13 protein-coding genes are annotated in these 26,183 nt (G+C 33.0%); all 13 read right to left on the bottom strand.

Annotation, left to right across the window (positions count from 1 at the left end):
• Positions 1–49 precede the first annotated feature (49 nt).
• Positions 50–685 (bottom strand): TraR/DksA C4-type zinc finger protein, encoded by a 636-nt coding sequence (locus KQI41_RS08635; protein WP_195837878.1) that lies wholly within the window; start codon positions 683–685, stop codon positions 50–52.
• 120 nt (positions 686–805) lie between these two features.
• Positions 806–1,558: a bifunctional 3-deoxy-7-phosphoheptulonate synthase/chorismate mutase gene (locus tag KQI41_RS08630; RefSeq protein ID WP_154438284.1), complete on the bottom strand. Its 753-nt coding sequence runs from the start codon at positions 1,556–1,558 to the stop codon at positions 806–808.
• 51 nt (positions 1,559–1,609) lie between these two features.
• Complete coding sequence (locus tag KQI41_RS08625; protein ID WP_154438286.1) at positions 1,610–2,143, bottom strand: DivIVA domain-containing protein; 534 nt, start codon at positions 2,141–2,143, stop codon at positions 1,610–1,612.
• Between the two features lie 14 nt (positions 2,144–2,157).
• Entirely contained in the window at positions 2,158–2,943 is a 786-nt protein-coding gene (locus KQI41_RS08620) for a YlmH family RNA-binding protein (protein ID WP_154438288.1), read from the bottom strand.
• Between the two features lie 10 nt (positions 2,944–2,953).
• Positions 2,954–3,220 carry a YggT family protein gene (locus KQI41_RS08615; protein WP_154438290.1) on the bottom strand — a complete coding sequence of 89 codons (267 nt, stop codon included), beginning with the start codon at positions 3,218–3,220 and terminating at the stop codon, positions 2,954–2,956.
• Between the two features lie 19 nt (positions 3,221–3,239).
• On the bottom strand, positions 3,240–3,680 hold the full coding sequence (locus KQI41_RS08610) for a cell division protein SepF (RefSeq protein WP_154438292.1): 441 nt from the start codon (positions 3,678–3,680) through the stop codon (positions 3,240–3,242).
• A gap of 10 nt (positions 3,681–3,690) precedes the next feature.
• A complete protein-coding gene (locus KQI41_RS08605) occupies positions 3,691–4,395 on the bottom strand; it encodes a YggS family pyridoxal phosphate-dependent enzyme (RefSeq protein WP_154438294.1) in 705 nt (234 codons plus the stop codon).
• A 1-nt stretch (position 4,396) separates the two neighbouring features.
• Complete coding sequence (locus KQI41_RS08600; RefSeq protein WP_154438296.1) at positions 4,397–5,680, bottom strand: biotin/lipoyl attachment domain-containing protein; 1,284 nt, start codon at positions 5,678–5,680, stop codon at positions 4,397–4,399.
• 23 nt (positions 5,681–5,703) lie between these two features.
• Positions 5,704–6,078, bottom strand: coding sequence for a hypothetical protein (locus tag KQI41_RS08595; protein WP_154438298.1), 375 nt, complete (start codon positions 6,076–6,078; stop codon positions 5,704–5,706).
• 291 nt (positions 6,079–6,369) lie between these two features.
• A complete protein-coding gene (locus KQI41_RS08590; RefSeq protein ID WP_216585143.1) occupies positions 6,370–12,600 on the bottom strand; it encodes a S8 family serine peptidase in 6,231 nt (2,076 codons plus the stop codon).
• Positions 12,601–12,693: 93 nt separating this feature from the next.
• A complete protein-coding gene (locus KQI41_RS08585; protein ID WP_216585142.1) occupies positions 12,694–18,021 on the bottom strand; it encodes a S8 family serine peptidase in 5,328 nt (1,775 codons plus the stop codon).
• A gap of 324 nt (positions 18,022–18,345) precedes the next feature.
• On the bottom strand, positions 18,346–22,602 hold the full coding sequence (locus KQI41_RS08580) for a S8 family serine peptidase (RefSeq protein ID WP_244971149.1): 4,257 nt from the start codon (positions 22,600–22,602) through the stop codon (positions 18,346–18,348).
• A gap of 90 nt (positions 22,603–22,692) precedes the next feature.
• Positions 22,693–25,695, bottom strand: coding sequence for an S-layer homology domain-containing protein (locus tag KQI41_RS08575; protein ID WP_216585140.1), 3,003 nt, complete (start codon positions 25,693–25,695; stop codon positions 22,693–22,695).
• Positions 25,696–26,183 lie beyond the last annotated feature (488 nt).

Below are 26,183 nucleotides of genomic sequence, written 5' to 3'. Positions count from 1 at the left end.
TAGTTTCAATAATTTAAAAAATTCTCTGGAAGTATATACCAGAGAATTTTTATTTTAAAGTTTCATCATAATATTCTTGAGATATATTTTCTATATCTTCCACTCCATCTCCTCCATCACCATCTTCTTCATCATCTACTAGTAAAAGGTCTCCGGTATGAAATGATGGGTCATCTGAAACATAATTATAAGAAGCCACTTTTTGATAAGAATCTTCTCTATCAAACTCGATCATGTCCTCAGTAGTATCGCTGAATGAGGTGCTATTCTCTTCATCAATGGGAACAAACTGTCTATATTCTACTTCTTTATTTGGCGTAATCACAATATCATTGGCACATTCTATACAACTTTTCAAATAAGGGATAAGGTTTAGTCTTTCCCCATTAATCTCCTTACCACAAGACTTGCAGATTCCATAAACACCATTTTTTATATCCTCAAAAGACCTTTCTACTTCATATAGAGTATCTTTTGTACTATTTTTAAATCCATTGTCTTGTTCCATCATAAATAACTCTGTACCTATGTCTGCAGGATGATTATCATAATTAGATAGCTCACTATAATATACATCCATTGAACCATATTCTTCCATATTATTCATATTGTCTAATGTTTTTAATAGCTTTTCTTTTTCTTCTAGTAATCTATTTTCAAAATAATGAAGTTTATCTTTATCCATAGTTACCTCCAGTTTATAATATAATTTATGTCTTGAATAATAATATAACCAGAGGAAATAATAAACATTCAGCATTTGAGTTAGAATAAAATTACATTATTTAAAATCTGCTTAAATTCATTAAATTAATTCTTTATATAATTTTTCAAATTCTTTAAAGTTAAGAGATTGCAAACCATCTGATAATGCTTTATCTGGTTCAGGATGTATCTCTACAATTATACCATCTGCATTTAAAGTCTTAGCAGCCTTTGAAGCAGGTAAAACTAATTCTTTTCTACCTGTTCCATGGGAGGGATCAACAAATACAGGATAATCCGATATTTCTTTTAATATTGGAACACTCATTAAATCCAAAGTATTTCTTGTATAATCCTCAAAAGTCCTAATACCTCTTTCGCATAATATTATCTTTTCATTTCCACCTATTTTAATATATTCCGCTGCCATTATCCATTCCTTAATAGTTGCACTCATACCTCTTTTTAACATTACTGGTTTATCTATTTTTCCCATTTCTTTCAAAAGAGAAAAATTTTGCATATTTCTAGATCCAATTTGAATAATATCAATATAATCATGGGATGAATCTATATCTCGAGGATCCATTATCTCAGAAATTATACTAAGACCATACTTTTGTTTCATATCATAAAGCATTTTTAATCCTTCTAAACCTAATCCCTGAAAAGAATCTGGATTAGTTCTAGGCTTAAAAGCACCACCACGTAATATTTTTACTCCTATTTTGTGCAAGAATCTACCTATTTCGTCTATTTGTTCATAACTTTCTACAGCACAGGGACCTGCTATAATATTAAAAGACTTGCCTCCAATATATATATCCCTATTTACTTCTATCTTTCTACTCATTTTCCTTCCTCCAACTACCAAAAATTATCTTTTCAAAGAAAAAAGAGGCCACTATGCCCCTAAATCATCTACTTCATTTAAATCATGACTTTCGTCTATAGTTGTTTCTTCTAGTATTTCATTACTACCTTTGCTTTCATATTCCTCATGGAATTCTTCCAAAGAAATAAGCTGTGCTTTAATAAAAGTTTCATACCTATTTTTAAATATAAAAATTTCTTTTTTCAGATGATCATATTCCTTCATTATATTTTTCACTTCATCTCTAGCTGCATTGATTCTATTTTTAGACTGAATTTCAGCATCTTCTATTATTAACTCTGCTTTTTTTCTTGCAGCACTTGTCACTTCATCTGCTGTACTTTGAGCAATAACTAAAGTACTTTTTAAGGTTTCCTCTAGGTTGTTATATTGTCTTATTTGATCAGTCAACATTCCTATCTTATCTTTAAGTTCAATGTTCTCTCTATATAACTTCTCATAATCAGTATTGATTGCATCTAAATAAGCATCAACTTCTCGAGTATTATATCCACCTAAAGCTTTCTTAAATTCCTTACTTTGTATATCCAATGGTGTAATCATTTTCCTCACTCCATTTAAATTAATATTCTTATAGTAGCTTTTATTTTACCCTTTTTGCTTATCCCCTCAACAGAATATAATATGGAACGTCCATATCCCCTTACAGAAACTATATCCCCAACTGTAATTTCTTTAGAAGCTTTATCTATAGATTCCCAATTAACTTTTACATTTCCTGACTTTATTATATCTATGCTCTCTTGCCTTGATAGATTGTAACTAGAACTAATGTAAGCATCAAGTCTATAAGAAGATATTACTTTATTTATTTCTTTGTATTCAGGCTCAATAAAGGAAATAGAATCTAAAGATTTTTCTTCTACAATTACTTTTCTATTTTTAATTCTATTTAGATTAAATAAAATAAAATTACTTATTTCCTGTTTGATTATTATATCTCCATAACCTTCATGTACTAAAATATCCCCTATTTTCCTTCTCTTTATACCAAGATTAAGTATAGAACCTAAAAAATCTTTATGTGATAGTCCTTCTGTATCTACATTTATTCGTAAATATTTAATATCATGAGGAGCATCTAGTTCACTATAATAATCAGGATAAATGGTTAAAATCTGTCTTTCAGCCTGTATAATTCCACCATTTTCTAGATAATTTACTTCCATAAATCTATTAAGAATTGACTTAGCTAGTAATCTTTCATAAGGATCAAGAAAATCTGTAGATTCAAAGGAATGATTATTAAGTACCACTTCAATTTTATCTATTATTCTTCGCATTTCAATAAGTTTATCATTATCTTTAATATGCGAAGTATATTTTTCCCTATCTATTTTCATATTAATATACCTATAACAAAATCCTACTGGCAATAGTATATATCAATCTTAAAAATAGAATAGCCAATAGTGGTGAGAAATCTAGCATTCCAGTATTTATACCAGTTTTGGCAAGTAATTCTCTTGCTGTACCAAGAACTGGCTCTGTTAGTTCATAAACAAACCTAGTAATAATATTGTCTCCATGAATATTCAAGAAGGAAAATATTATTCTTACTATAATCAACAATTCAATTAAATTAAGTAATATTGTAATGGACTTGTGTAAAAGTATCATTAATATAATCTACTCCTTCTTACCAAGAAAATAGTCCCCTATTTTTTAGTTCTTCTTTTAATCCGTCAATTTCTACATTGCTAGGGGCAAAGATAAATATATCCTTTGTAACCTTTTGAATATTACCTTCCATTGCATATAATCCACCACTTATAAAATCAAAAATTTGTCTCTTAATTCCATTATCCAATTGCTCTAAATTTACTATAACTGTTTTTCTAGCTTTTAAATCATCTATTATACTAGGGGCTTCGTCATAACTAAGAGGTTCATGTACTACAATTTTCATATTACTATTAGTATGGATATTTACTACTTTATTATTTAACTTTTTTGTTTTTGTTGGTACTACTGTATCATAATCATCATCGTAATCGGAATATTCTTCCTCATATCTCTCTTCTTCCTCCAAATCCTGTACACCTATAAAATATTTAATCTTGTCCATAAAGGTATTCATTGTATCCCTCCTAATAATTTCTTTTGCCAAATATATTAGATCCAACTCTAATCATATTTGAACCCTCTTCTATAGCTAACTCATAATCATTTGACATTCCCATGGACAAATAATCCATAGATAATTCTTTATAATTTCTACTTTTTATGTCTTCTTTTAAGTTGTATAAAGTTTTGAAAATATTTCTCAAAGTTTCCTCATGGTTTACATGAGGAGCTATGGTCATTAAACCTCTAACTTTAATATTATCAAAAACTAAAACATCTTCTAAGAAATTTAATACTTCGTTTAATTTAAGTCCAAACTTTGTCTCTTCTTCAGCCACATTTACTTGTAATAGAACTTCTGTAACTATTCCTTCATTTTTAGATCTTCTGTCTATCTCCTTTGCTAAGGATAATCTATCTAAGGAATGCACTAACCTTGTTTTATTGATAATATTTTTTACTTTATTGGTCTGTAAATGTCCTATCATATGGTAATTTATTTTATCACCTAATGAATTATATTTAAGTTCTAATTCTTGAACTCTATTTTCACCTATATTAATAATTCCATAATCAAGGGCATTTTTTATCCTATTAATATCTACAGTTTTGGTTACAGCTATTAGTTCTACCTTTTCTCCTTCTCTGCCAGATTTTCTTAAGGCTTTTTCAATATTTTCCTCAATAATCTGTATATTGTCTTGAATAGATATTTTTATCCCCTCCATTTTAGTTAAGTATTTGTCCCTCTTTTATATTAGTAGTATTTATAAATATTTCATCAAATAATGTAATAGTTCTTGTAGGCTTTTCTTCACCTTCCAAGAAAATATTACCGTTATCACCCATATCAACATAAGTATAATTATCGTCTTGACCTATTATATTCACAGGTCTAAACTTCACTATGCCACTTTTATCCTTGATATATACTCCTTGCATGTTATCTTTATTTATTATTGCCTTGGTAGGTATTCTATAACCTTCATTTTTACTTTGAATAATATCCACTTCTGCGAATCTTATATCATAATAATCATGCAGCATAGTAGTAAATTTTACTACCATTGCTCCCTTTTTTCCTGAGCTATTAATTGCAACGATTCTTCCTCTTAACTCTTCCTTGTCTTTTTTCATATGAATTTGAACATTATCCCCTACTTCAAAACCTTCTATTTCCTTTAAATCTTCTATTTTTACAGCTAGATACCATTCAAAGTTGTTGATTATTTTATATATAGGTTGTCCTACATTTACATTAGTTTTTACTTCATCTTTTTTAAGCTTAGTAGAATTTAATTTATCATAAGTATAATTTTCAAATTCTCTAGGTAAATATGTTTCCTCATATCCGTCTATTATATATGATACAATTCCTCCATATTGTGAATAATATTTCACATGATTACTATTTATTTCTTTACTTATAACCTCTTTTTTTGACTTCAAATTTTCAAGACTTTGACCTGCCAAAGTGTTGGTGAAAGAAACATCCTTAACTTTTTCATCATATAGGGCTAATTGCTCCTTTAGTAAATACACTTCATCGAAGTTTCCTTCTATTATATTTGTCTGTAATTTATTCACTAAAGATTCCTTTAGATTTCCCACTTTCTCTTTTTCATTTATTATTAAATTAGTTTCAGCTTCAGACTTTTCTAAAGCTGAAATAGATTCCTCCACCTGTTCTAACTCTTCTTTTAATGAAGACGTATCATTTAAGGAGTTAACAGAAGCCACCTCAGAACCTGCTGCCAATCTAGTACCTTCATTAGTTGACATTTCTAATTGTCCTTTAACTTGAGATTTTGTTACTGTTTCATCCTTTATTAAAAAACCTTCAGCAGAAAATTTAGTAATTAAAACTCCTCTTTCTGGAAGAACAGTTTTTGTACCATTAGCAAGTAATGATGGAACAGATCTAAACAATAGATATAGAGAAACAAAGGATATAATTATAATTCGAAAAACTTTTCGTTTCTTCCTACTTTTTTCTCTCTTCTCATAAGACATAATATTCACCCTTTGTACATCTTTTAATTAAAAAATTTCCCATATTTACTAAGTATCTTAAACTTCTCAATATTATCTATTTTAAATATCTTTATTTCATCTTTATATGTAACCATCAATATAGATTTATCTTTTTTCTTAGCACCTAAAAGGATTCCATTATATCTTTTCTTTTCTTTTGTTATGACTTTAACTTCATCTCCTGCCTTTGCTCTTATACCATCTAATATAAATTCCTTCATATCAGCTTCTTTTAAATGCTCTGGAGTTACTGTTTTTTTATCTATAATTACTATATTATTTTTCAAGTACATTTTTTCTTTTAAAATTACAAATATATACCCAAATATACTAGTTATGAAAAGTAAAATTAAAATGGTCTGAATATATTCTAACAAGCTAACACCTCCGAATTCAAAATATACTAATAGTATAACATAATTAAACGTTGTTTTAAACTACTTTACGAAATGAATTATAATACTAAAGTATTTATTTTAAATTTAAATGTTTATCAATTATGATAATATTTGTTTAGATTATCATATCTTTCATATAACTGTAGGATTTGTATATTATTTGCGATTTAGCTGTTTCTTAAAGACACTCTAAAAACGGAACAGAAGGCTATTAATAGCCTTCTGTTCCGTTTTTAGAGAATTCTTCTTATATTTTATTAAATCTATATTTTATTTTGCGTATAACTTAATACCTGTTGTATCAAAGTATTGTAGCAATTCTGGCAATACATCAACTGATACTTTTTCACCATCTTCAGTGATAAAAGTGTTATTGTTAAGCTTAATATAAACTGGATTGTTTAAGTTATACCACTCTACTAGCTTAGCTTGTGCTCTTGCGTTATTATTTAGGTAATCTGTATCAAAAGCCTCATCACCTATAATAACTGCACTAACTGGAAGATCTTCTATATCTCCTACTAATGTTATCTTTCCTTCTGCTATTTCTGTTAATGCAGTTCCATCTTCACCTGTAAATATTACTTCTATTTGCAAGTCTGATGCTACTACTCCTTCATGTGCTTTGTATGTTGCTTCGTATAATCCTGGCTCAACCTCTGTCATTTCATTTCCAAGTCTATTAGTTGAAGGTCCAAATGGAAGCATTATTCTATAATATGCTCTACCTCCTGATGGTGCATTAAAGCTTATTTCTAAGGTTTCATTACTTCTAAGCTCAGTATCTTCGGTTGGATGGAGATTTGTAATTCTTGCTGGTTCTGGATCAACAGGTCCTTCACCTTCTATTATCTTAACTTTTCCTTTTGCCATTTGTGTTATTTCATAGCCATATTCATTTCTATATACTACTTCAATCAATAAATTTTCTGCTCCTGTTTCTTCTGGAACTGTCCAAGTTCCAGTATATAATCCTTCTTCTTCTGTCATTGGTATTCCTATTTCATTGCTTTGTAACCCAAACGGAACCATTATTCTAAAATATCCTTGCCCTCCTGTAGGTGCATTGAAGCTAACTGTCAATACATCCCCTGCTCCAAGTTCTATATCTTCTGATGGCTGGATATTTGTAATAGTTGGTGACTCTAACTCTACTAATACAGTTCTTACAACTGTAGTTACATTTCCTGCTCCATCAGTTGCTTTTACAGTAATAATATTTTCACCTTGATTTAGCATCAATCTTTCATGGAAGTTATTAGATTCATCTACTGATATTTCTTTATCATTTATCTCTAATTTTTCTAAGCCAATATTGTCAGTTACAGTACCTATTACATGAACTGATTCTTCTTTTATCTTAGCATTGTCTAATGGCTCATCTACTGTTAAAACTGGTGCTAATTTATCTTTTATTACTACTACTGATGCTGATGGTTCTGTTTCTATTCCATTCAATTCAGCTGTTACCTTAATTGTATTTCTTTCTTCTGGTAGAGGTACTTCTACTTCAAATTCTCTATTCTCAGAATCTATTGAGGTTGTTTTTATATCGTTTACATATACATTTACCTTACCATCTGCTGTGACCTTTCCTTCTACTCTTACTGAATCTTGATTTGTATAGCTTTCTGGAGCTAGATTAGTTATTGCCGGAACATCCATTGCATATTCCATTCTTGCTCTAATCATCAATCCGCCTTGAGTATCTTCAGAGCTTAGTAGTTTAAATTCTCCGTCAATATTCATATATGATCTATCTTCATATGGTGAATTTTGGTCTATACCTGTTCCTGGACACTGAGTACCTGCTGCGTCTTGGATAGTTGAGATATAGAAGTCTTTATCTGTTGAGAAGCCAAGGCTTGATAGGTCTATATAGTTCCATTCACCTCTAACTACATCTTGGAATATTGGTTCTCCAACTTTGTATGGTTTTCCATTTGCATCTATTCCATATATTGTAAGTCCTATTCTATTTCCTCCCGGACTTGGCCATGAAGTATCCCAGAAGTAAATATTTGTACCTTTTACTTTACCAAATTGATCTGGTGTAAATCTTACTGCTAATCCATTAGGTGCTGCATTTAGTACTAATGCATTTTCAGCTGTTCCATCATCATAGATTATATTGTCTTCATAACCTACAAACCTCTTTAATCCTATATTTACATCTACTGTTTCATTTCCAGCTACATCTACTGTAGTTTCTCCTGGCTCAAATCCATCTGCTACTACTTTAAGTGTATATGTTCCCTCTAGAACATTAGGAATTACAAAATATCCATCTGCATCAGCTGTAACTGGTGCTACTTTTGAATCTTCTACTATTCTTACTACAGCGTAAGCTGCCGGAGTTTCATAATATCTATCAAATACTCTACCTGTAATAGTTCCTTGTGGTTTAGGTTCTAATATGAAGTTTGATTTTGCAGTTTGGTCTTCAACTACATTTACTCTAGCTTCCTTAGAATAATATCCATAAGCTTCTGCTACTAAAGTATATTCGCCAATTGGAGATCTCATAAAGAATTTACCAGTAACAGGGTCAACTTTAACACTTCTTCCTGTTTCCAATACTGTTACTACAGCATCAGATATTGGAATTCCTGCAAATACCATTGGCATATTTTGTACTTCTATATCTTCTATGGTTTCAAAGTTATTAGCTCTAAGCATCTCATTTGATTTTAAACTATATTTTGGTGCTGTTGGTTCTACGTAATCTACTTTATCAATCTCATCTTTTTTAACTTCTAATTCCCCTAATCTCATCATACCAGCGTCCACATTGCCCATTGATTTCTTCTTTACTACTGGTCTAATTAAAGGATTACCGGCTGTTGCTTCAGCATTATCGTAGTCCATAATGGCTCTAATCATTACAGCTACTTCATAGTCTGCACCTGAATCTGCTAATGGACTTAATTGTCCTCCAACATTCAGATAAGATCTGGTCCAATCTGATGTAGAATTATCATCTAAACCGGTTCCTGGACTATTATCACCAATTGCATCTTGCATAGTTGATATATAGAAATCGCTACCTGTTGAGAAATTAAAACTAGAAAGATCTATTAGATTCCATCCGCCTCTAACTAGATTATTCACATACATAGGTGTTCCTACTTGATTACCATTTGAATCATAAATAACAAATCCTAATCTATTTCCTCCAGGTGTTGGCCAATCATTACCCCATAGATAAATATTAGCAGCTTGAACTTTACCAAATTGTGATGGAGTAAATCTTACTGCCAACCCATTTCCTGCTGTATTTAATACTAATGCATCTTCTGCCGTTTCATCATCATAAATTAATTCTTCACCTTCAATTGGCTCTGGTTCTACATGGTCTATACCCATAACAAATACATCATCTATATACCATCCAGTATATACTCCTGAAGTATCTGAGTGGAAGAAGAATCTTAATTTTATGGTTTCTCCACTATATCCTGTTAGGGCTATTTCCTCATTAGTCCATTCTTGGACTCTTCTACCATATTTTCCACCTGCTACTGGAGTTATATTGTTCCAAGTAGCTCCATTATCTTTAGAGATTAAAACTTGACCATAATCCCATAGAGTTGTTGTTCCTTCCATATCAACCCAGTGATTGAATATTAGCATGCCATCTTTATCTTCTGGTATCACTATGGACGGAGTTTCTATATAGGCATCAGTTCTATGATCATAATTTCCTGCAAGGTTAGTAGCCCATAGTTTTTCACCTGAATATGCTGCATTAGGTCCAGATGTTGGTACTCCCCATTCCCATGGATTAGCAGTTCCAGCTGTAACACCTGTTACAAATCCACCATTATCATTTTCAAAATCTGCACCAAATAGAATCTGTGCTTCCACTGGAACAGCAGATACCTCTTGTGTATAACCACTTATATTACCAGAAAGGTCTACTGCATTTAATACATAATAATATGTTGTTCCAACAGTTCCTTCAGCATCTTGATAATTATTACTGGTAGTTTCTCCTATCTTAACATATCCTTCGCCTGATGTTTCTGAACGATAAATATTATAACGTGATAGATCAGCATCTGGTGAGTGGTTCCAGCTTAGTTTAATCCCTGTTAACCCTACTTCTGCAGTTAGATTAGTAGGTATTGCTGGCGCATCATTATCTTGAGCCATTAGTCTTACATTATCTATATACCATCCTGCTGCCTGTGTTGAAGCATTAGATGTAAATCTAAACGCTACAAATACTGGATCTTTAGACCCTATATAACTATCAAGATTCACAAGTGCCTCTTTCCATTCTTCTCTAATACCTGTGACAACTGGTCTTGACTCAGTCCAAGTTTCACCATAGTTATCTGTTATTAGAACATAACCCTTATCATAACTGTTCTGCATATTGTACCATTCATAGAATCTTAGTGAGACAGTTTCTAAATTTCCATCTCTTAAATCTATTGGAGGAGTAATCATCCAGCTGTCAGCATTATTTGGATAATTTCCATCTAATGTAGTTGCCACTAGCTTTTCTCCTTCAAATGGCTTCGGACCAACATTTGATGGTGTTCCCCATTCCCATGCTCCATTGAATTTCCAACCATTAGTATTATTCTCGAAGCCTTGGGTATATTCTCCTGGGATTACACCAAATTCTATATCTATTTTATAATCTGATGTAACTACTACATCTCCTCCATAGTCTCTTACTTTTATCTTATATACAATACTATCTCCCATTAACATATCATGGGTTATAGTTCCTTTATACATTCCATTTTTATGATCTCCTGAAATCCTATTCATTGGAGCTACCATCCAGTAGGATTTTCCCTGTTGTTTAACTAAAAGCTCTGCTTCTGTTATTGCAACATCATCTAATATTTCTGCAAGGATTTCTATGTCTGAACCCATATAGGTTTCAAATATTTCTTGTTCATGAGTTATAGTTGCCTCTGATGTATCTTCTCCAGGAACTAATACTCTACCTGAAATATATCCTGTTCCTGTTGCTATGGATGATACTGCCTCAAATGCATCTGCCATACCATAGCCATAACCCATATTTGGTGCTGTTGGGTATGTGGAGTCAGTTAATGGTCTAGCTGTATTCTGTATAATATCTTCCATATCTTCTATTGATAAGGAGGCATTAGCTGATAAAAGAAGTGCTACTATTCCCGAAATAGCAGGTGCTGACATGGAAGTTCCTGACCAGCCTCCTTGATATCCTCCTCCAGGTACTGATGAACGTATACTTGCACCTGGTGCAGATATATTTGGTTTAACTAAAGATTCATCATATGGTGATGGTCCAAGTTTTGAGAAAGATGCTCTTATATCATTTCTATCAGTTGCAGCTACTGCAAAGGATTCTGGATAGTTAGCTGGGCATGATATAGATCCTGGCCAAGGCAGTGGTTCTCCTGCTCTTTGGTTTCCTGCTGAAAAAACAGGAACAATTCCTGCTGCTCTCCATGCTATAACAGCCTCTCTATACCAATCATCTATTCCAGCTCCTCCACCCCATGAGTTATTGACCACATCTGGAGCATTGTCTGGATTTCCACCTGGTGCTAACATCCATTGTGCTGCTGATAATAATATGGCATCTGTTGTAGAACCAGCAGTATTAAATACTCTTGCTGCTATCCATTTTGCTCCTGGTGCCACACCTATTTTATTAGAGCCATCTGCTTCTTGACCAACTATTGTTCCCATTACATGAGTTCCATGTTCATCTGAATCTGCTGGTAGTGATGCGTTGTATACAGGGTCAAACCAGTTTCCACTGGCATTAGTAGTTTCTGTATTTGGATCATAACCTCTCCATTTATCCTTAAGTGCTGGATGAGTCCAATCTACTCCTGAGTCTATATTTGCTACTACTATTCCTGTTCCATCGTATCCCAGCTCCCATACTTCATTAGCTTTTACTCTTTCTATATTCCACTCTAAACTATTATCAGAAGGTTTTATTTCATTATCTAATTTTACCTCACCTAATGTATGAATTTTATTTTCATATATTTTTTCTACTTCTGACATATAGGAAAGATTTTCTATTACTTCCTTTGTAGCTTTTACATATACCATATTCACTATATGATAAGGTGTAAATTCTGCTACATTTCCATTTTCCAGTTCCTTCTCCAGATAATTCAAAATATTCATCTGAGTTAATTCTGCATTATCCTTTAAGGCCTCTATAACACCTTTTCTGACTTGAAGTTTAGTTTGATGTGGTGTCATGGCTGATGATAAAGCAGATTCTGTTGCGTAGGCTACCTTCTCTGCATCTACTTGATCTGCCATATAGACCAATACCTCAGCTAAGTCTTCATTATTTAGCTCTTTCATTACTTCAGGTTCTATCTTCATTGAAGCCTCTTTGCGTAAATCTTCTTTTGCTGAACTAAGTTGGTTGTTCTCTGCATAAACAAAAGATGTAAAATATCCTAATACCATAATAAGACTTATTATTAAGGATAATACTTTTCTTACTTGTTTGTTCTTTGACATTTAAAAATTCCCTCCTTTAGTTTTTGGCAAAATTTGAGCTAACCTCATTTTCAGGATTAGGCCCCTATGACTAGGAGCCTCCCATTTATCATCTTATTTTTCGTAGTATGTTACATTTCCTCTTACATCAAAATATGTTATGAAGTCTGGTAATTCATCTATAGATATTAGATCCCCTTCTTCATTGACTATGGTAGTATCATTAAGCTTGATATACACTTCACCTCCGGTATTGTACCATTCGGTTAACTTTCTCTGTACACTTGCATCATTATCTAAAAAGTCCATATCAAATGCCTCATCACCTATTATCATTGAATTAGATACTAAATCTCTCATATTTCCTATTACGGTTATTCTTCCTTCTGCCATTTCTGTTACCTTAACTCCATATTCGCTAATATATACGACTTGAACTTTTAGTCCTGCAACCACTAATCCTGCTGGTGCTGTCCAAGTTCCAGTATATAATCCTTCTTCTTCTGTCATTGGTATTCCTATTTCATTGCTATCTAATCCAAATGGCATTAACAGCCTGAAATATCCTTTCCCTCCTGTTGGTGCTTGGAAGCTAACAGTAAAAGTGTCTCCTTCTCTAAGATTTATGTCTTCATCTGGCAAAATATTTGTAATAGCTGGTTCCTCTAACCCTACTACCACAGTTCTTACAACTGTAGTTATATTTCCTGCTCCATCAGTTGCTTTTACAGTAATAGTATTTTCACCTTGATTTAGCATCAATCTTTCATGGAAGTTATTAGATTCATCTACTGATATTTCTTTATCATTTATCTCTAATTTTTCTAAGCCAATATTGTCAGTTACAGTACCTATTACATGAGCTACTTCTACATTTATCTTAGCATTGTCTAATGGCTCATCTACTGTTAAAACTGGTGCTAATTTATCTTTTATTACTACTACTGATGCTGATGGTTCTGTTTCTATTCCATTCAGCTCAGCTGTTACCTTAATTGTATTTCTTTCTTCTGGTAAAGGTACTTCTACTTCAAATTCTCTATTCTCAGAATCTATTGAGGTTGTTTTTATATCGTTTACATATACATTTACCTTACCATCTGCTGTGACCTTTCCTTCTACTCTTACTGAATCTTGATTTGTATAGCTTTCTGGAGCTAGATTAGTTATTTCTGGAACATCCATTGCATATTCCATTCTTGCTCTAATCATCAATCCGCCTTGAGTATCTTCAGAGCTTAGTAGTTTAAATTCTCCGTCAATATTCATATATGATCTATCTTCATATGGTGAATTTTGGTCTATACCTGTTCCTGGACACTGAGTACCTGCTGCGTCTTGGATAGTTGAGATATAGAAGTCTTTATCTGTTGAGAAGCCAAAGCTTGATAGGTCTATATAGTTCCATTCACCTCTAACTACATCTTGGAATATTGGTTCTCCAACTTTGTATGGTTTGCCATTTGCATCTATTCCATATATTGTAAGTCCTATTCTATTTCCTCCCGGACTTGGCCATGAAGTATCCCAGAAGTAAATATTTGTACCTTTTACTTTACCAAATTGATCTGGTGTAAATCTTACTGCTAATCCATTAGGTGCTGCATTTAGTACTAATGCATTTTCAGCTGTTCCATCATCATAGATTATATTGTCTTCATAACCTACAAACCTCTTTAATCCTATATTTACATCTACTGTTTCATTTCCAGCTACATCTACTGTAGTTTCTCCTGGCTCAAATCCATCTGCTACTACTTTAAGTGTATATGTTCCCTCTAGAACATTAGGAATTACAAAATATCCATCTGCATCAGCTGTAACTGGTGCTACTTTTGAATCTTCTACTATTCTTACTACAGCGTAAGCTGCCGGAGTTTCATAATATCTATCAAATACTCTACCTGTAATAGTTCCTTGTGGTTTAGGTTCTAATATGAAGTTTGATTTTGCAGTTTGGTCTTCAACTACATTTACTCTAGCTTCCTTAGAATAATATCCATAAGCTTCTGCTACTAAAGTATATTCGCCAATTGGAGATCTCATAAAGAATTTACCTGTAACAGGGTCAACCTTAACACTTCTTCCTGTTTCCAATACTGTTACTACAGCATCAGATATTGGGATTCCTGCAAATACCATTTGCATATTTTGTACTTCTATATCCTCTATTGTTTCAAACTTATTTGTTCCTGTTCTATTTAATTTATAATTAGGTGCTAATGGTTCTATATAATCAGCTTTCTTCGAATCTCTTCTTATCAACTCTGTTTCTTGTACTGGCCCTGGTTTTGATGCTGATTCTGTAGTGCCCACCATAACAAATACATCATCTATATACCAGCCAGTATATGAAAGTGAGCCATCTGAATGGAAGAAGAATCTAAGATTTACTGTATTCCCAGTGTAAGCAGCTAAGGATATCTCTTCATTAGTCCATGCTTGAACTCTTCTACCATATTTTCCACCTTCTGCAGGAGTTATATTGGTCCAAGTAACTCCATCATCTGTAGAAATTTGTACTTGCCCATAATCATATAAAGTAGTTGTCCCTTCCATGTCAACCCAATGATTAAATGTCAATACCGAATTGCTTCCTTCTGGAAGTACTATAGCTGGACTAACTATATAGCTGTCACTGTTCATAGGATAGTTACCTCCTAAGTTCGTTGCCCATAGTTTTGTTCCTGAAGCAGCTCCATTAGGTCCTGATGTTGGTACTCCCCATGCCCATGGGTTATTAGTTCCGCCAGTAGTAAATCCTCTGTCATTGTTTTCAAAGTCTGTACCAAATATAGTAGTAAAGGCTAAAGCTGTAGCAGATACTTCCTCTGTATTTTCACTGATATTGCCTGATAAATCTTCTGCATTTATTACATAGTAATACATTGTGTTAGGACTTGTTTCTGAATCTATAAAACTATTATTGTTAATTTCTCCTATCTTAACATATCCTTCGCCTAATGTTTCTGAACGATAAATATTATAATGTGATAAATCAGCATCTGGTGAATGGTTCCAGCTTAGCTTAATTCCTCTCATGTTAGCTTCTGCTGTCAGGTTAGTAGGTATTGCTGGTGGTTCGTTATCACGAGCCATTAGTCTTACATTGTCTATATACCATCCTGCTCTCTGACCTGATGAATCAGATGTAAATCTAAATGCTACAAATACTGGTTCTTTAGACCCTATATAATTTCCAAGATTCACAAGTGATTCCTTCCAATTCATAGCACTACCTGTTATGATTCCCCTTGCTTCAGTCCAAGTTTCACCATAATCATTTGTAATTAGTACATATCCTTTGTCATAATTATTTTCCATCTCATACCACTCATAAAATCTTAGTGAAGCAGTTTCTAAATTTCCATCTCTTAAATCTATTGGAGGAGTAATCATCCAGCTATCAGCATTATTTGGATAATTTCCATCTAATGTAGTTGCTACTAGTTTTTCTCCTTCAAATGGCTTTGGACCAACATTTGATGGTACTCCCCATTCCCACGCTCCATTGAATATCCAGCCATTAGCATTATTCTCAAAGCCTTGAGTATATTCTCCTGGGATTACACCAAATTCTATATCTATTTTATAATCTGATGTAACTACTACATCTCCTCCATAGTCTCTTACTTTTATCTTATATACAATACTATCTCCCATTAACATATCATGAGTTATAGTTCCTTTATACATTCCATTCTTGTGATCTCCTGAAATTCTATTCATTGGAGCTACCATCCAGTAGGATTTTCCCTGTTGTTTAACTAAAAGCTCTGCTTCTGTTATTGCAACATCATCTGATATTTCTGCAAGGATTTCTATGTCTGAACCCATATAGGTTTCAAATATTTCTTGTTCATGAGTTATAGTTGCCTCTGATGTATCTTCTCCAGGAACTAATACTCTACCTGAAATATATCCTGTTCCTGTTGCTATGGATGATACTGCCTCAAATGCATCTACCATACCATAGCCATAACCCATATTTGGTGCTGTTGGGTATGTGGAGTCAGTTAATGGTGTAGCTGTATCCTGAAGAATTTCTTCAACATCTGCTACTGATAATGAAACATTCGCTGATAATACCAGTGCAACTACTCCTGCTACTGCTGGAGTTGACATTGAGGTACCTGAATTACCTGCATATCCGCCTCCTGGTACTGATGATCTTACATTTACACCTGGCGCAGATATATTTGGTTTAACTAAAGATTCATCATATGGTGATGGTCCAAGTTTTGAGAAAGATGCCCTTATATCATTTCTATCAGTTGCAGCTACTGCAAAGGATTCTGGATAATTTGCTGGGCATGATATAGAACCTGGCCAAGGCAGTGGTTCCCCTAATCTTTGATTTCCTGCTGCAAATGCTGGAAATATCTCTGCTGCTCTCCAATTTCTAACAGCCTCTCTATACCAATCATCTATTCCAGCTCCTCCACCCCATGAGTTATTGACCACATCTGGAGCATTGTCTGGATTTCCACCTGGTGCTAACATCCATTGTGCTGCTGATAATAATATGGCATCTGTTGTAGAACCAGCAGTATTAAATACTCTTGCTGCTATCCATTTTGCTCCTGGTGCCACACCTATTTTATTAGATCCATCTGCTTCTTGACCAACCATTGTTCCCATTACATGAGTTCCATGGTCATCTGAATCTGCTGGTAGTGATGCGTTGTATACAGGGTCAAACCAGTTTCCACTGGCATTAGTAGTTTCTGTATTTGGGTCATAGCCTCTCCATTTATTCTTAAGTGCTGGGTGAGTCCAATCTACCCCTGAATCTATATTGGCTACTACTACTCCTGTTCCATCGTATCCTAGATCCCATGTTTGGTCTGCCTTTACCTTCTCAACATTCCACTCTACTCTATTAGCTGTAGGTTCTATTTCATTGCTCATCTCTGGATTTTCTAATATATGAGTTTTATTTTTGTAGATTTTATCTACTTCTGGCATATAGGAAAGATTCTCTATTACTTCCTTTGTAGCTTTTACATATACCATATTAACTATATGATAAGGTGTAAATTCTACTACATTTCCATTTTCCATCTCTTGTTCTAAATATTTTAAAACATTAGCTTGAGTTATTTCTGCAGTATCTTTTAGAGATTCCAATACTGCACTTCTTACTTCCAGCTTAGTTTGATATGGGGTCATAGCTGATGATACAGCTGATCTTGTAGCATGGGCTACTTTTTCTGTATCCACTTGCTCCCCCATATATATGAGTATTTCCACTAGGTGTTCATTATCTATGTCTTCCTTTACCTCAGCTGAAATTTTATTTGCAGCTAATTCATATAAATCTTCTTTTGCTGAACTAAGTTGGTTGTTCTCTGCATAAACAAAGGATGTAAAATATCCCAATACCATAATAAGGCTTATTATTAGGGATAATACTTTTCTTACTTGGTTGTTCTTTGACATTTAACAATTCCCCCCTTCAGTTTTTTGCAAAATATTTAATCTTTTTTACACCTCCTTTTTTTAATTATGTAAAATCAAAACTTTAGCAAAATACTGTAATTTCTATATATATGTCATAAGGAGTTATTTATCACCACCCCTTACTTATTTCATTCATTGTCATGATTTCCTTAATATTCTGAGATATTGTTAATATTTATCAAAGTATGGCAAGTGTTTATAGTTTCTTGCCTTTTTTATATTATTTTCCAATAATTTGTCAATATCTAGTTAAATAAGAAAGTTACCCCTAAACATCTTTTAGGGGTAACATTTCTATTTACTTTAATATCTCTCAAATATCCTTATGGTTCCAAATGCATCTTTATGAATCAATCTATTTGGTAAAATATCTAAATCTACTAGATTTCCATCTTCATCCACTATAGTATTGGATCCAAGCTTGATATAAACAGGCTTTCCAGTATTATACCATTCAGTTAACTTTCTCTGTGCACTTGCATCATTATCTAAAAGGTCCATATCAAATGCCTCATCACCTAATATAATGGAGTTTGCAGGGATATTCTTCATAGCCCCTTTCACAGTTACTCTTCCTTCTGCTGTCTCAAATATTTCAGTACTATCTTCAGCAACATATACTACTTCTATTGCTAAATTTGATGCTATAAATCCATCTGGAGCTGTCCAAGTAGCTGTATATAATCCTGGTGATTCTTCAGTCATTGGGGTTCCATAGCTACTTCTGCTTACTTCGAGTGGAAGCAGCATTCTATAATATGCAGAACCGCCAATCGGAGCATTGAAACTTATATTTAAAGTACCTCCAGCTTCAAGTTCTACATCTCTTGATGGTTTAATATTTCTAATAGATGGTTCTTGTGGTTCTTCTCCTGATTCTAGATTAACAATTACAGATTTAACTGTACTATGTCCTGCTTTGTCCTTTAAAGTAAATAGGAAATAATTATCTCCTTCTACAAGATTTACGGTGTGGCTTATTGTTTCATTAGCAGGCTCAACTATAATAAGAGGATAATCATAAATATATATCTGACTGTCACCTAGGAATAACTCTAGGTATCCCAAATTATCCATCATTGTAATTTCTAGTTCTGCTGTTTTCGATTCTTTATCGATATTTAATATATCTATGTTTAGTTCTGGATCAGTAGTATCTACATAAAATCTTCTCACTAAACTGCTGGATGCTCCAGTCTTGGATACAGCCTCTATCTTAGCCTCTTGATAACCATCTTCCATGGTTAAAGTTTTCGTAAACTTAAATGCTGGCCCTGAGTAAATACGTGTACTTGGATCATCTGGATGTTGCAAATCCACATGGTCTTTAAATTCAATATCAGCTTCAACATTATTCACAAGTACCTTATCTAATAATGAGAAGTTTGCAACATAGCCTTCGAATAATATATCATTCGTAGTATACATTTCAAGTAATTTAGGTTCGTAGATGTATATATATGGATGAGTGTTGTCTATATTAAAAGTAAGTTCAGAAGAATTCGTATTATATAATTTATCTACAGATATTACTTCTACATTATATTCTTTTGCATCAGTTATATATGACTTTATATCTAACTCATATGAGGTCTTTCCTTCTTCTCCAGGAACAACTGCTTCCATTTCCTGTCCATTTATATTAAACATGAATCCCAATATACCTATGCCTTTGTCTACTGAATTCCAAGTAAGTTTATTTGTCTGCGGATTATATGATAAATTACTTATCTCTGGCCCAACGGTATCAATAGTTATTGGAATCTTCTTGGATTGTACTTCCGCTCCACTATAATGGATTTTGGCGGCGATTTCATAGAAATAGTTTCCATCTGGAACAATTTCACCATTTACTATTCCATCCCACTGTGCAGCAGTAACCATTCCAACAGACTGATTTCTACCTCCATTAATATAATTCTTTCTCTTGTATTGCTGCATCAAGATAGTTCTCAACAGATTACCTTCGCTATCTAATATATTATAATTAACTGATTCCGCATTTCTCATAAATGATAGATACGGCATTATATTACCAGTACCTTTCTCATTTCCAGCTACTGTCCCTGGATTCATGAATATATGTGGTGTAGTATAGAAATATCCATTACCTTTAGCATCCCGATATAACATACCTGACGTGTTGAAATAAGAGTTTCCTGCTGGATCAATGAATCTCATACCATCAAGAATAGTAGGTTCTCCCCAGTCACCATAAAATCCCACATATGGAATGGAAAGTGTTGGTTTTTCATCAGTAGGGTCAAGCAAAGTAACAAAACCTTCCACAAACATATTTCTATAAACTGTAGAATCTGTTCCTATGTCTACAGTTACTTCAAATACATATTCTCCATTTGCTGGAACAGTCACTGACTCTGGTTTATCTATATCTGCATCGTAAATATAATCAGATAACAATATATTGAAGCCTAATTCATTAATATAATCTGCTAAAACTGTAACATCTACATTATAGGTTATATCTGTATTTGAATCATTTATAGCTTTAAATTTCATGGTAAACTCTGTATTTTCAAAATCCTTTAATTCTATTTTTGCTTCATTAGTTCTAGCATCTACTACTCTAACAGGAGTAGATACTGCACCATAAAGGTCCATTATACCTGCACCTTGTCTTCTAGGTGAATATTCAGTTTCATATTGATCCAATACTGGTATAGCTGTATTCATCAATAACACCTTAGCAAGTCTAGTCTGTTCTGCTAAATCTAATTCTCCATAGATTTCATGTTCTTTAATATATTCCATAACAAGAGCAGAGCCACCTGCTACATGAGGCGCTGCCATTGAAGTACCACTCATTGTCCCATATTTATTATCATTTAATGTAGAATATATCTGCGCACCTGGTGCTGTTATTTCAGGCTTAAATTCTAAGGAAGGAGTAACTCCCCATGATGTAGAGTCTGCCATTTTTCCTGCATTAGGATTAGGTATAGTCATCATCATATCAGAGAAAGTAAGAAGTTTTTCTTCTAATCCCAATAAGTCTAATCCACCTTTGTATCCTATAAATACTGCTGGAATATTTTGTCCTGGAGGTGTAGCCATGTTGACTAAAGCCTCTCCCCCAGCTTCGTGATTACGAACTATTACTCCTATCGCTCCCGCTGCTTGAGCATTTTCTATTTTTTCTGTAAAGTTAGATGTCAATCCTCCACGAACTACTAGAGCTACTTTACCTGCCACATTAGTAAGTTCAGATGGATGACCTGATCCACCATCTACAAATAGTTGTGGTCCTAGCAATGTTTTTGCTGGATTTATGGACCCTGCTACTGCCATTGGAATATTATGCTCCTTACCATTTTTTATATAAGTTAATCCATTTGCCTTTTGGTGAGTATTTTCAATTGATGCTACCTGTATAGTATCTGTATTGATTCCTGGTGCACCTACTACACCTATGTCAGGATTTTGTTTCCACGGGTTTGCCGTCCATCCATAGGTCATTGAACCAGAATTTCCTGCCGAAACTGAACATACTATTCCATTATTTGTAGCATTGGTTATTGCAACATTTTCCGCTGATTCTGGAACATAGAAAGATGCTGTTGAACCTAGACTCATATTTAAAACATCAGCACCAAGTCTTATGGCCTCATCTATAGCTACTAGATATATGTCACTGAATGTAGTTGAATAAATTGGGTCATTGGAAAATACCTTCATAGCAAGTAATTGACATTCTGGAGCTACTCCTTTGATTCCTCCATTATCGATATTACCATTTGCTCCTGCTGTACCAGCTACATGCATTCCATGCATTGATGCATCTGGACCTAAATCTAATATTTCATCATTTAAATCATAATAGTTATATCCATAAGGAACTTTCTCAGTATAATATTTACCAAGTAAATTCTTGCCTTCTAACGTTTTCCTAGTGATTTTTTGATCAATTCCTTCACTAAGTACCATGTCTCTATGGCTTGGATCAATACCAGTATCTATAATAGCTACTACAGTACCTTCACCCTTATATCCTGTATCCCAAGTTGGAAGTGTTCCAATCATATCCTTGGATGTATCCATATCTGGTATTATCTCTGGTCTTTCATATTCATTAGATATATATACTTTGTTGACTTGAGGCAAACTTTCAATAACTTTAATATCTTCAAATTTGACCATACCGCTAAATCCATTAAATGTTGTATTGAAGCTATTTATAAACTTCATATCCACTCTGTTGGCCTCAATGTTTTTCTTGACTTGTCTTTGTTCCTCATCTATTCTTCTTTCGACTTGTTTGATTGAAGATTCTGACATTTCTTCATAGCTTAAATTTCTTTCTGTAGCGTAAACTATTGATGGATCAGATTTTAATTCGACAATAATTCTAACCTCATCATCGTCTTCAAAAAACTCTCCTAACTCATCTTCTAGTTTAATCTTTTCAGCGTTTTCATCTGCCTTGAACTTATCTGTTACTCTTGTTAATACTTCCCCCTGAGTTGAGTTTTCATTTTCTGCAAAGGTAAACCCTGGTATTATCAGAGTTAGTACAAGTAATAATGCTAAAAACCTATTCATTTTCTTCAAATCGCTTCCTCCTTTTAATTTTATTTAATCATTCATTTGAAAAATGATTAATTCAAAGTGATTCTGAATTACTATGGATGGTTATTTTGGAATCATTGGATTTACTAAGACCACATCTTCAAATGTGTATAATAAATTCTTATCAACATCATAAATTCTGATAGTTACCTTATCTGTTATGGTTCTTGGGTTGAAGAAAAAGGATTCTGTAGACCATGTACCTAAATCAAATATAGAAGTATTTTCATGTTTTCCTCCAGATAACTGATACACCACATCATATTTTGTAGCATTTGATATATTTTCAACCACTACATTGATCTCAATTAAGGCTGGAAAAAAATTAGGTGATGAATTACGAACCTCTACTATTACTTTTGGTTCTTCAACTGGATTTATAGGCCCTTCTTTCTCTACCAAGGCACTCATACAAGTATTCAGTTTGGTTAATACCATATTAACTTCTTCCTGAGTAGCTTCATCATTGTCATTTATCTCTATAGCCTCTTGTAACACCTCTGCAAATGGTCTCCAAGATTCCTCGGTATAATCTTCTTCTTTCTTTGTTATAGCTTCTGCTATAGATGCTGTTAATGCAGTTTTATCTACTACTGGATCTGAGTCCTCCATCATTATATTTATTCTTCCTTCTGCTATTTTTCTTATTGGCTTATTTCCTTCAATCTTAAACTCTACTTCAATTTGGAGCTCTCTTCCAACTACCTGTTCTGGTATTTTCCATGTTGCAAAATATACTCCTTCCATCTCTTCCATTTCCATTTTATACTTATTAAACTCTTCATCAGCCATTCTGTTTATATTCCTATCCATTGAATTTTCATATGGAAGTAATACTCTGAACCAACCTTCTCCACCTTCCGGTGCATTAAATCTGACTTCTAATATGTCCCCAGCTTTAAGGAATATATCTTGGTCTGGTAGGATGTTTGTAATGAATGGTTCTACTGGATTTTCTTTTATTTCTAATCCTTCTATTGCTACATTTAAATTTTCTAATGCTTGATCTACCTCACTTTGAGTAGCTTCTAAATCATCTATAACTTCTATAGCAGCTTCTAGTACTATTTCAAGTTCTTCCCATGTTTCTATTGTATAATCTTCTTTATTCATTCTTTCTGCCCTATCCACTGCATCTATTAATTCTGATTTATTTACTATTGGTTCTGGATTTAACAGTTCTTCTATCAATTCATCCATTTTATCATTTAATTCATATAGTGCATCATTAACTTCCCTTTGAGTAGCTTCTGGATTATCTCTTACTTGTATTGCTACTTCTAGAGACTCTATAAATGGTCTCCATGTTTCTAGAGTATAGTCCTCCTCATTTTTTTCTTCTGCTATATATATAGCAACTATTAACCCTGATTTATCTGCCTCTTCAGGCTCAAAATCTAGATTTCCCCCTTCTATTTTTACCAATTTCTTCATTCTAGCATTTAATTCTGATAATGCTTGATTAATTTCTCTTTGTGTAGCTTCATTATCTTCATTTATTTCTATAGCCATATCTAAAGCCACTTCAAATAGTTTCCAAGATTCCTCGGTATAATCTTCTTCATTCTTTCTTCTAGCTTCAGCTATTGCTTCTGCCAACTTTCTTTTGTTTACTTCTAGTTTCACTGTGTTATCTTCTTGAATCTTTATTGTATAAGTAGTAGTTCTCCCACCAGCTTTTATGGTCAAAACTTGTCTTTCTGCTGGCTCCCTACTATCAAATCCTGTTATATTAGATTTTGTTACTCTCTCTATTTCTCTGCTACCATCACTATATATTCCCTCTATAACTAAACCTGTAATATCCAACTCATCATCTACTGTATAAACCAGCTTATCAGGTAATGATTTAACCGAAATTCTGTTTAATGTTACTGGATCTGGTCTTGTAGGCAGCTTTGTGGTGGTGGACTTTTTGGTGGATACTATAGTTGGATTAGATTCTTCTAACTTTCCATTTACTACCTTATACTCTACATTAGTTTTTAATGTTGATCCATTAGCCTTAATTTGAGTTCCTGACTTAATTGATTTTATAGTACCTTTCAAATCTACAATCACATCTACACCAACTATACTAAGGCTATCAATTGATGTATCCTTTGCTGATATAATACTTGCTTTATCCCTCACTTCAACCTTCTTTATATAACTACCTTTAGTAAGCTCCAATCTTGCCTGTTTTACAGTTTTGACCTCTTCTACTGTTGTATTAGAAAGAACTACATTTACTAACCCTTGTTTTTTATCTATAGATACAGAATTTAATTTAGAATTATTAATGCTTAGACTATTTACCCCTCCTCCATTAACAATCACTTTACCCTTTACTACTACATTATCAAGAATTGTATTGCCTTCCCCTATACCTTCTGTTAAGTATAAATTACCTCCGATTACTATATCCTTCAACATTACATCTTTTGTATTTACTATAAGGTTTGTCTTTATATTTTTATTTATAATCCCAGATGTATTAACTATCTCACCTGAAATGTTACATAACATCTTAACCACTTCAGCTCTTGTAATTTCTGCATTTGCTCTAAAAGTTCCATCTGGATAACCATTTATATATCCATTTTTCTTTAACCCTCCGACAACACCTTTAAGTTCTTCAGGTAAAGTTAAACTATCTGTAAATTTAGATGCTTCAAGCTTGTCCTCCTCTATTCCAAAAATAACACCAATTATTCTGGCAACCTCTCCCCTAGTAATGTTCTCATTAGCATTTAATGATGTTCCTGGAAGTATATAATTAGCATTCACTCCCTTTCGTACCTCATCATAATACCAATCTGTAGGACTTAAATCATTAAAGTTAACCTCAGATTTTTGAGTAAAACCCATTATACCATTAACAACCTTGTAAAATTCAGATTTACTTATATTGTTAGTAGGTCTAAAAGTTCCATCTGGATAACCTGAAAGAATTCCCTTATCCTTCATGTAGTTGATTTCACGCTTCGCCCAATTGTCTTCATAATCTCCTCCTTGCCCCAATGCAACTATGCCTGTAGACATGAGGATGACTAAAGAAAAAATCAGCGATAATATTTTTTTCATACAAATACCCCTCCTTTAATAGTTATACTTGTCTCATTTATATGATAATACTTGATTTAAAGTAAAGTCTAGAAGCAAGTTATGACATATTTTACTGAGTGTAGATTATTGTCTACACCCCTGCATCCATTCAAAAAAGGAGCTTTAGTATGTTTACTTTAGATTAACATTAAGTTAAATAAGTATACAATAACCTTAATAATTTGTTACTCTATAAATATATCTGTCATATTTAAGAAGAATTTTTTTAATGGTTTACAAAATATCTCTTTATATACTTATTTCTACAATTTAATAAATATATTTTTATATTCATAGACAAAGATATATCTACTGTAAGTGTCTTATTCTCTCAATTAGTAGCAAAATAATCTTCTGATATTCTTTTCTTTTATTTAAGATTTCATGACCGATTTTTGAATATTTTGTAAATTTATATTCTATTAATGAAGCCATTTATGTATTTATTTAATTCTATCTATAAATCC

This window comes from Tissierella pigra, assembly GCF_018917845.1.
Taxonomy (GTDB): Bacteria; Bacillota; Clostridia; order Tissierellales; family Tissierellaceae; genus Tissierella; species Tissierella pigra.
This window is presented reverse-complemented; position numbering and strand designations above follow the sequence as displayed.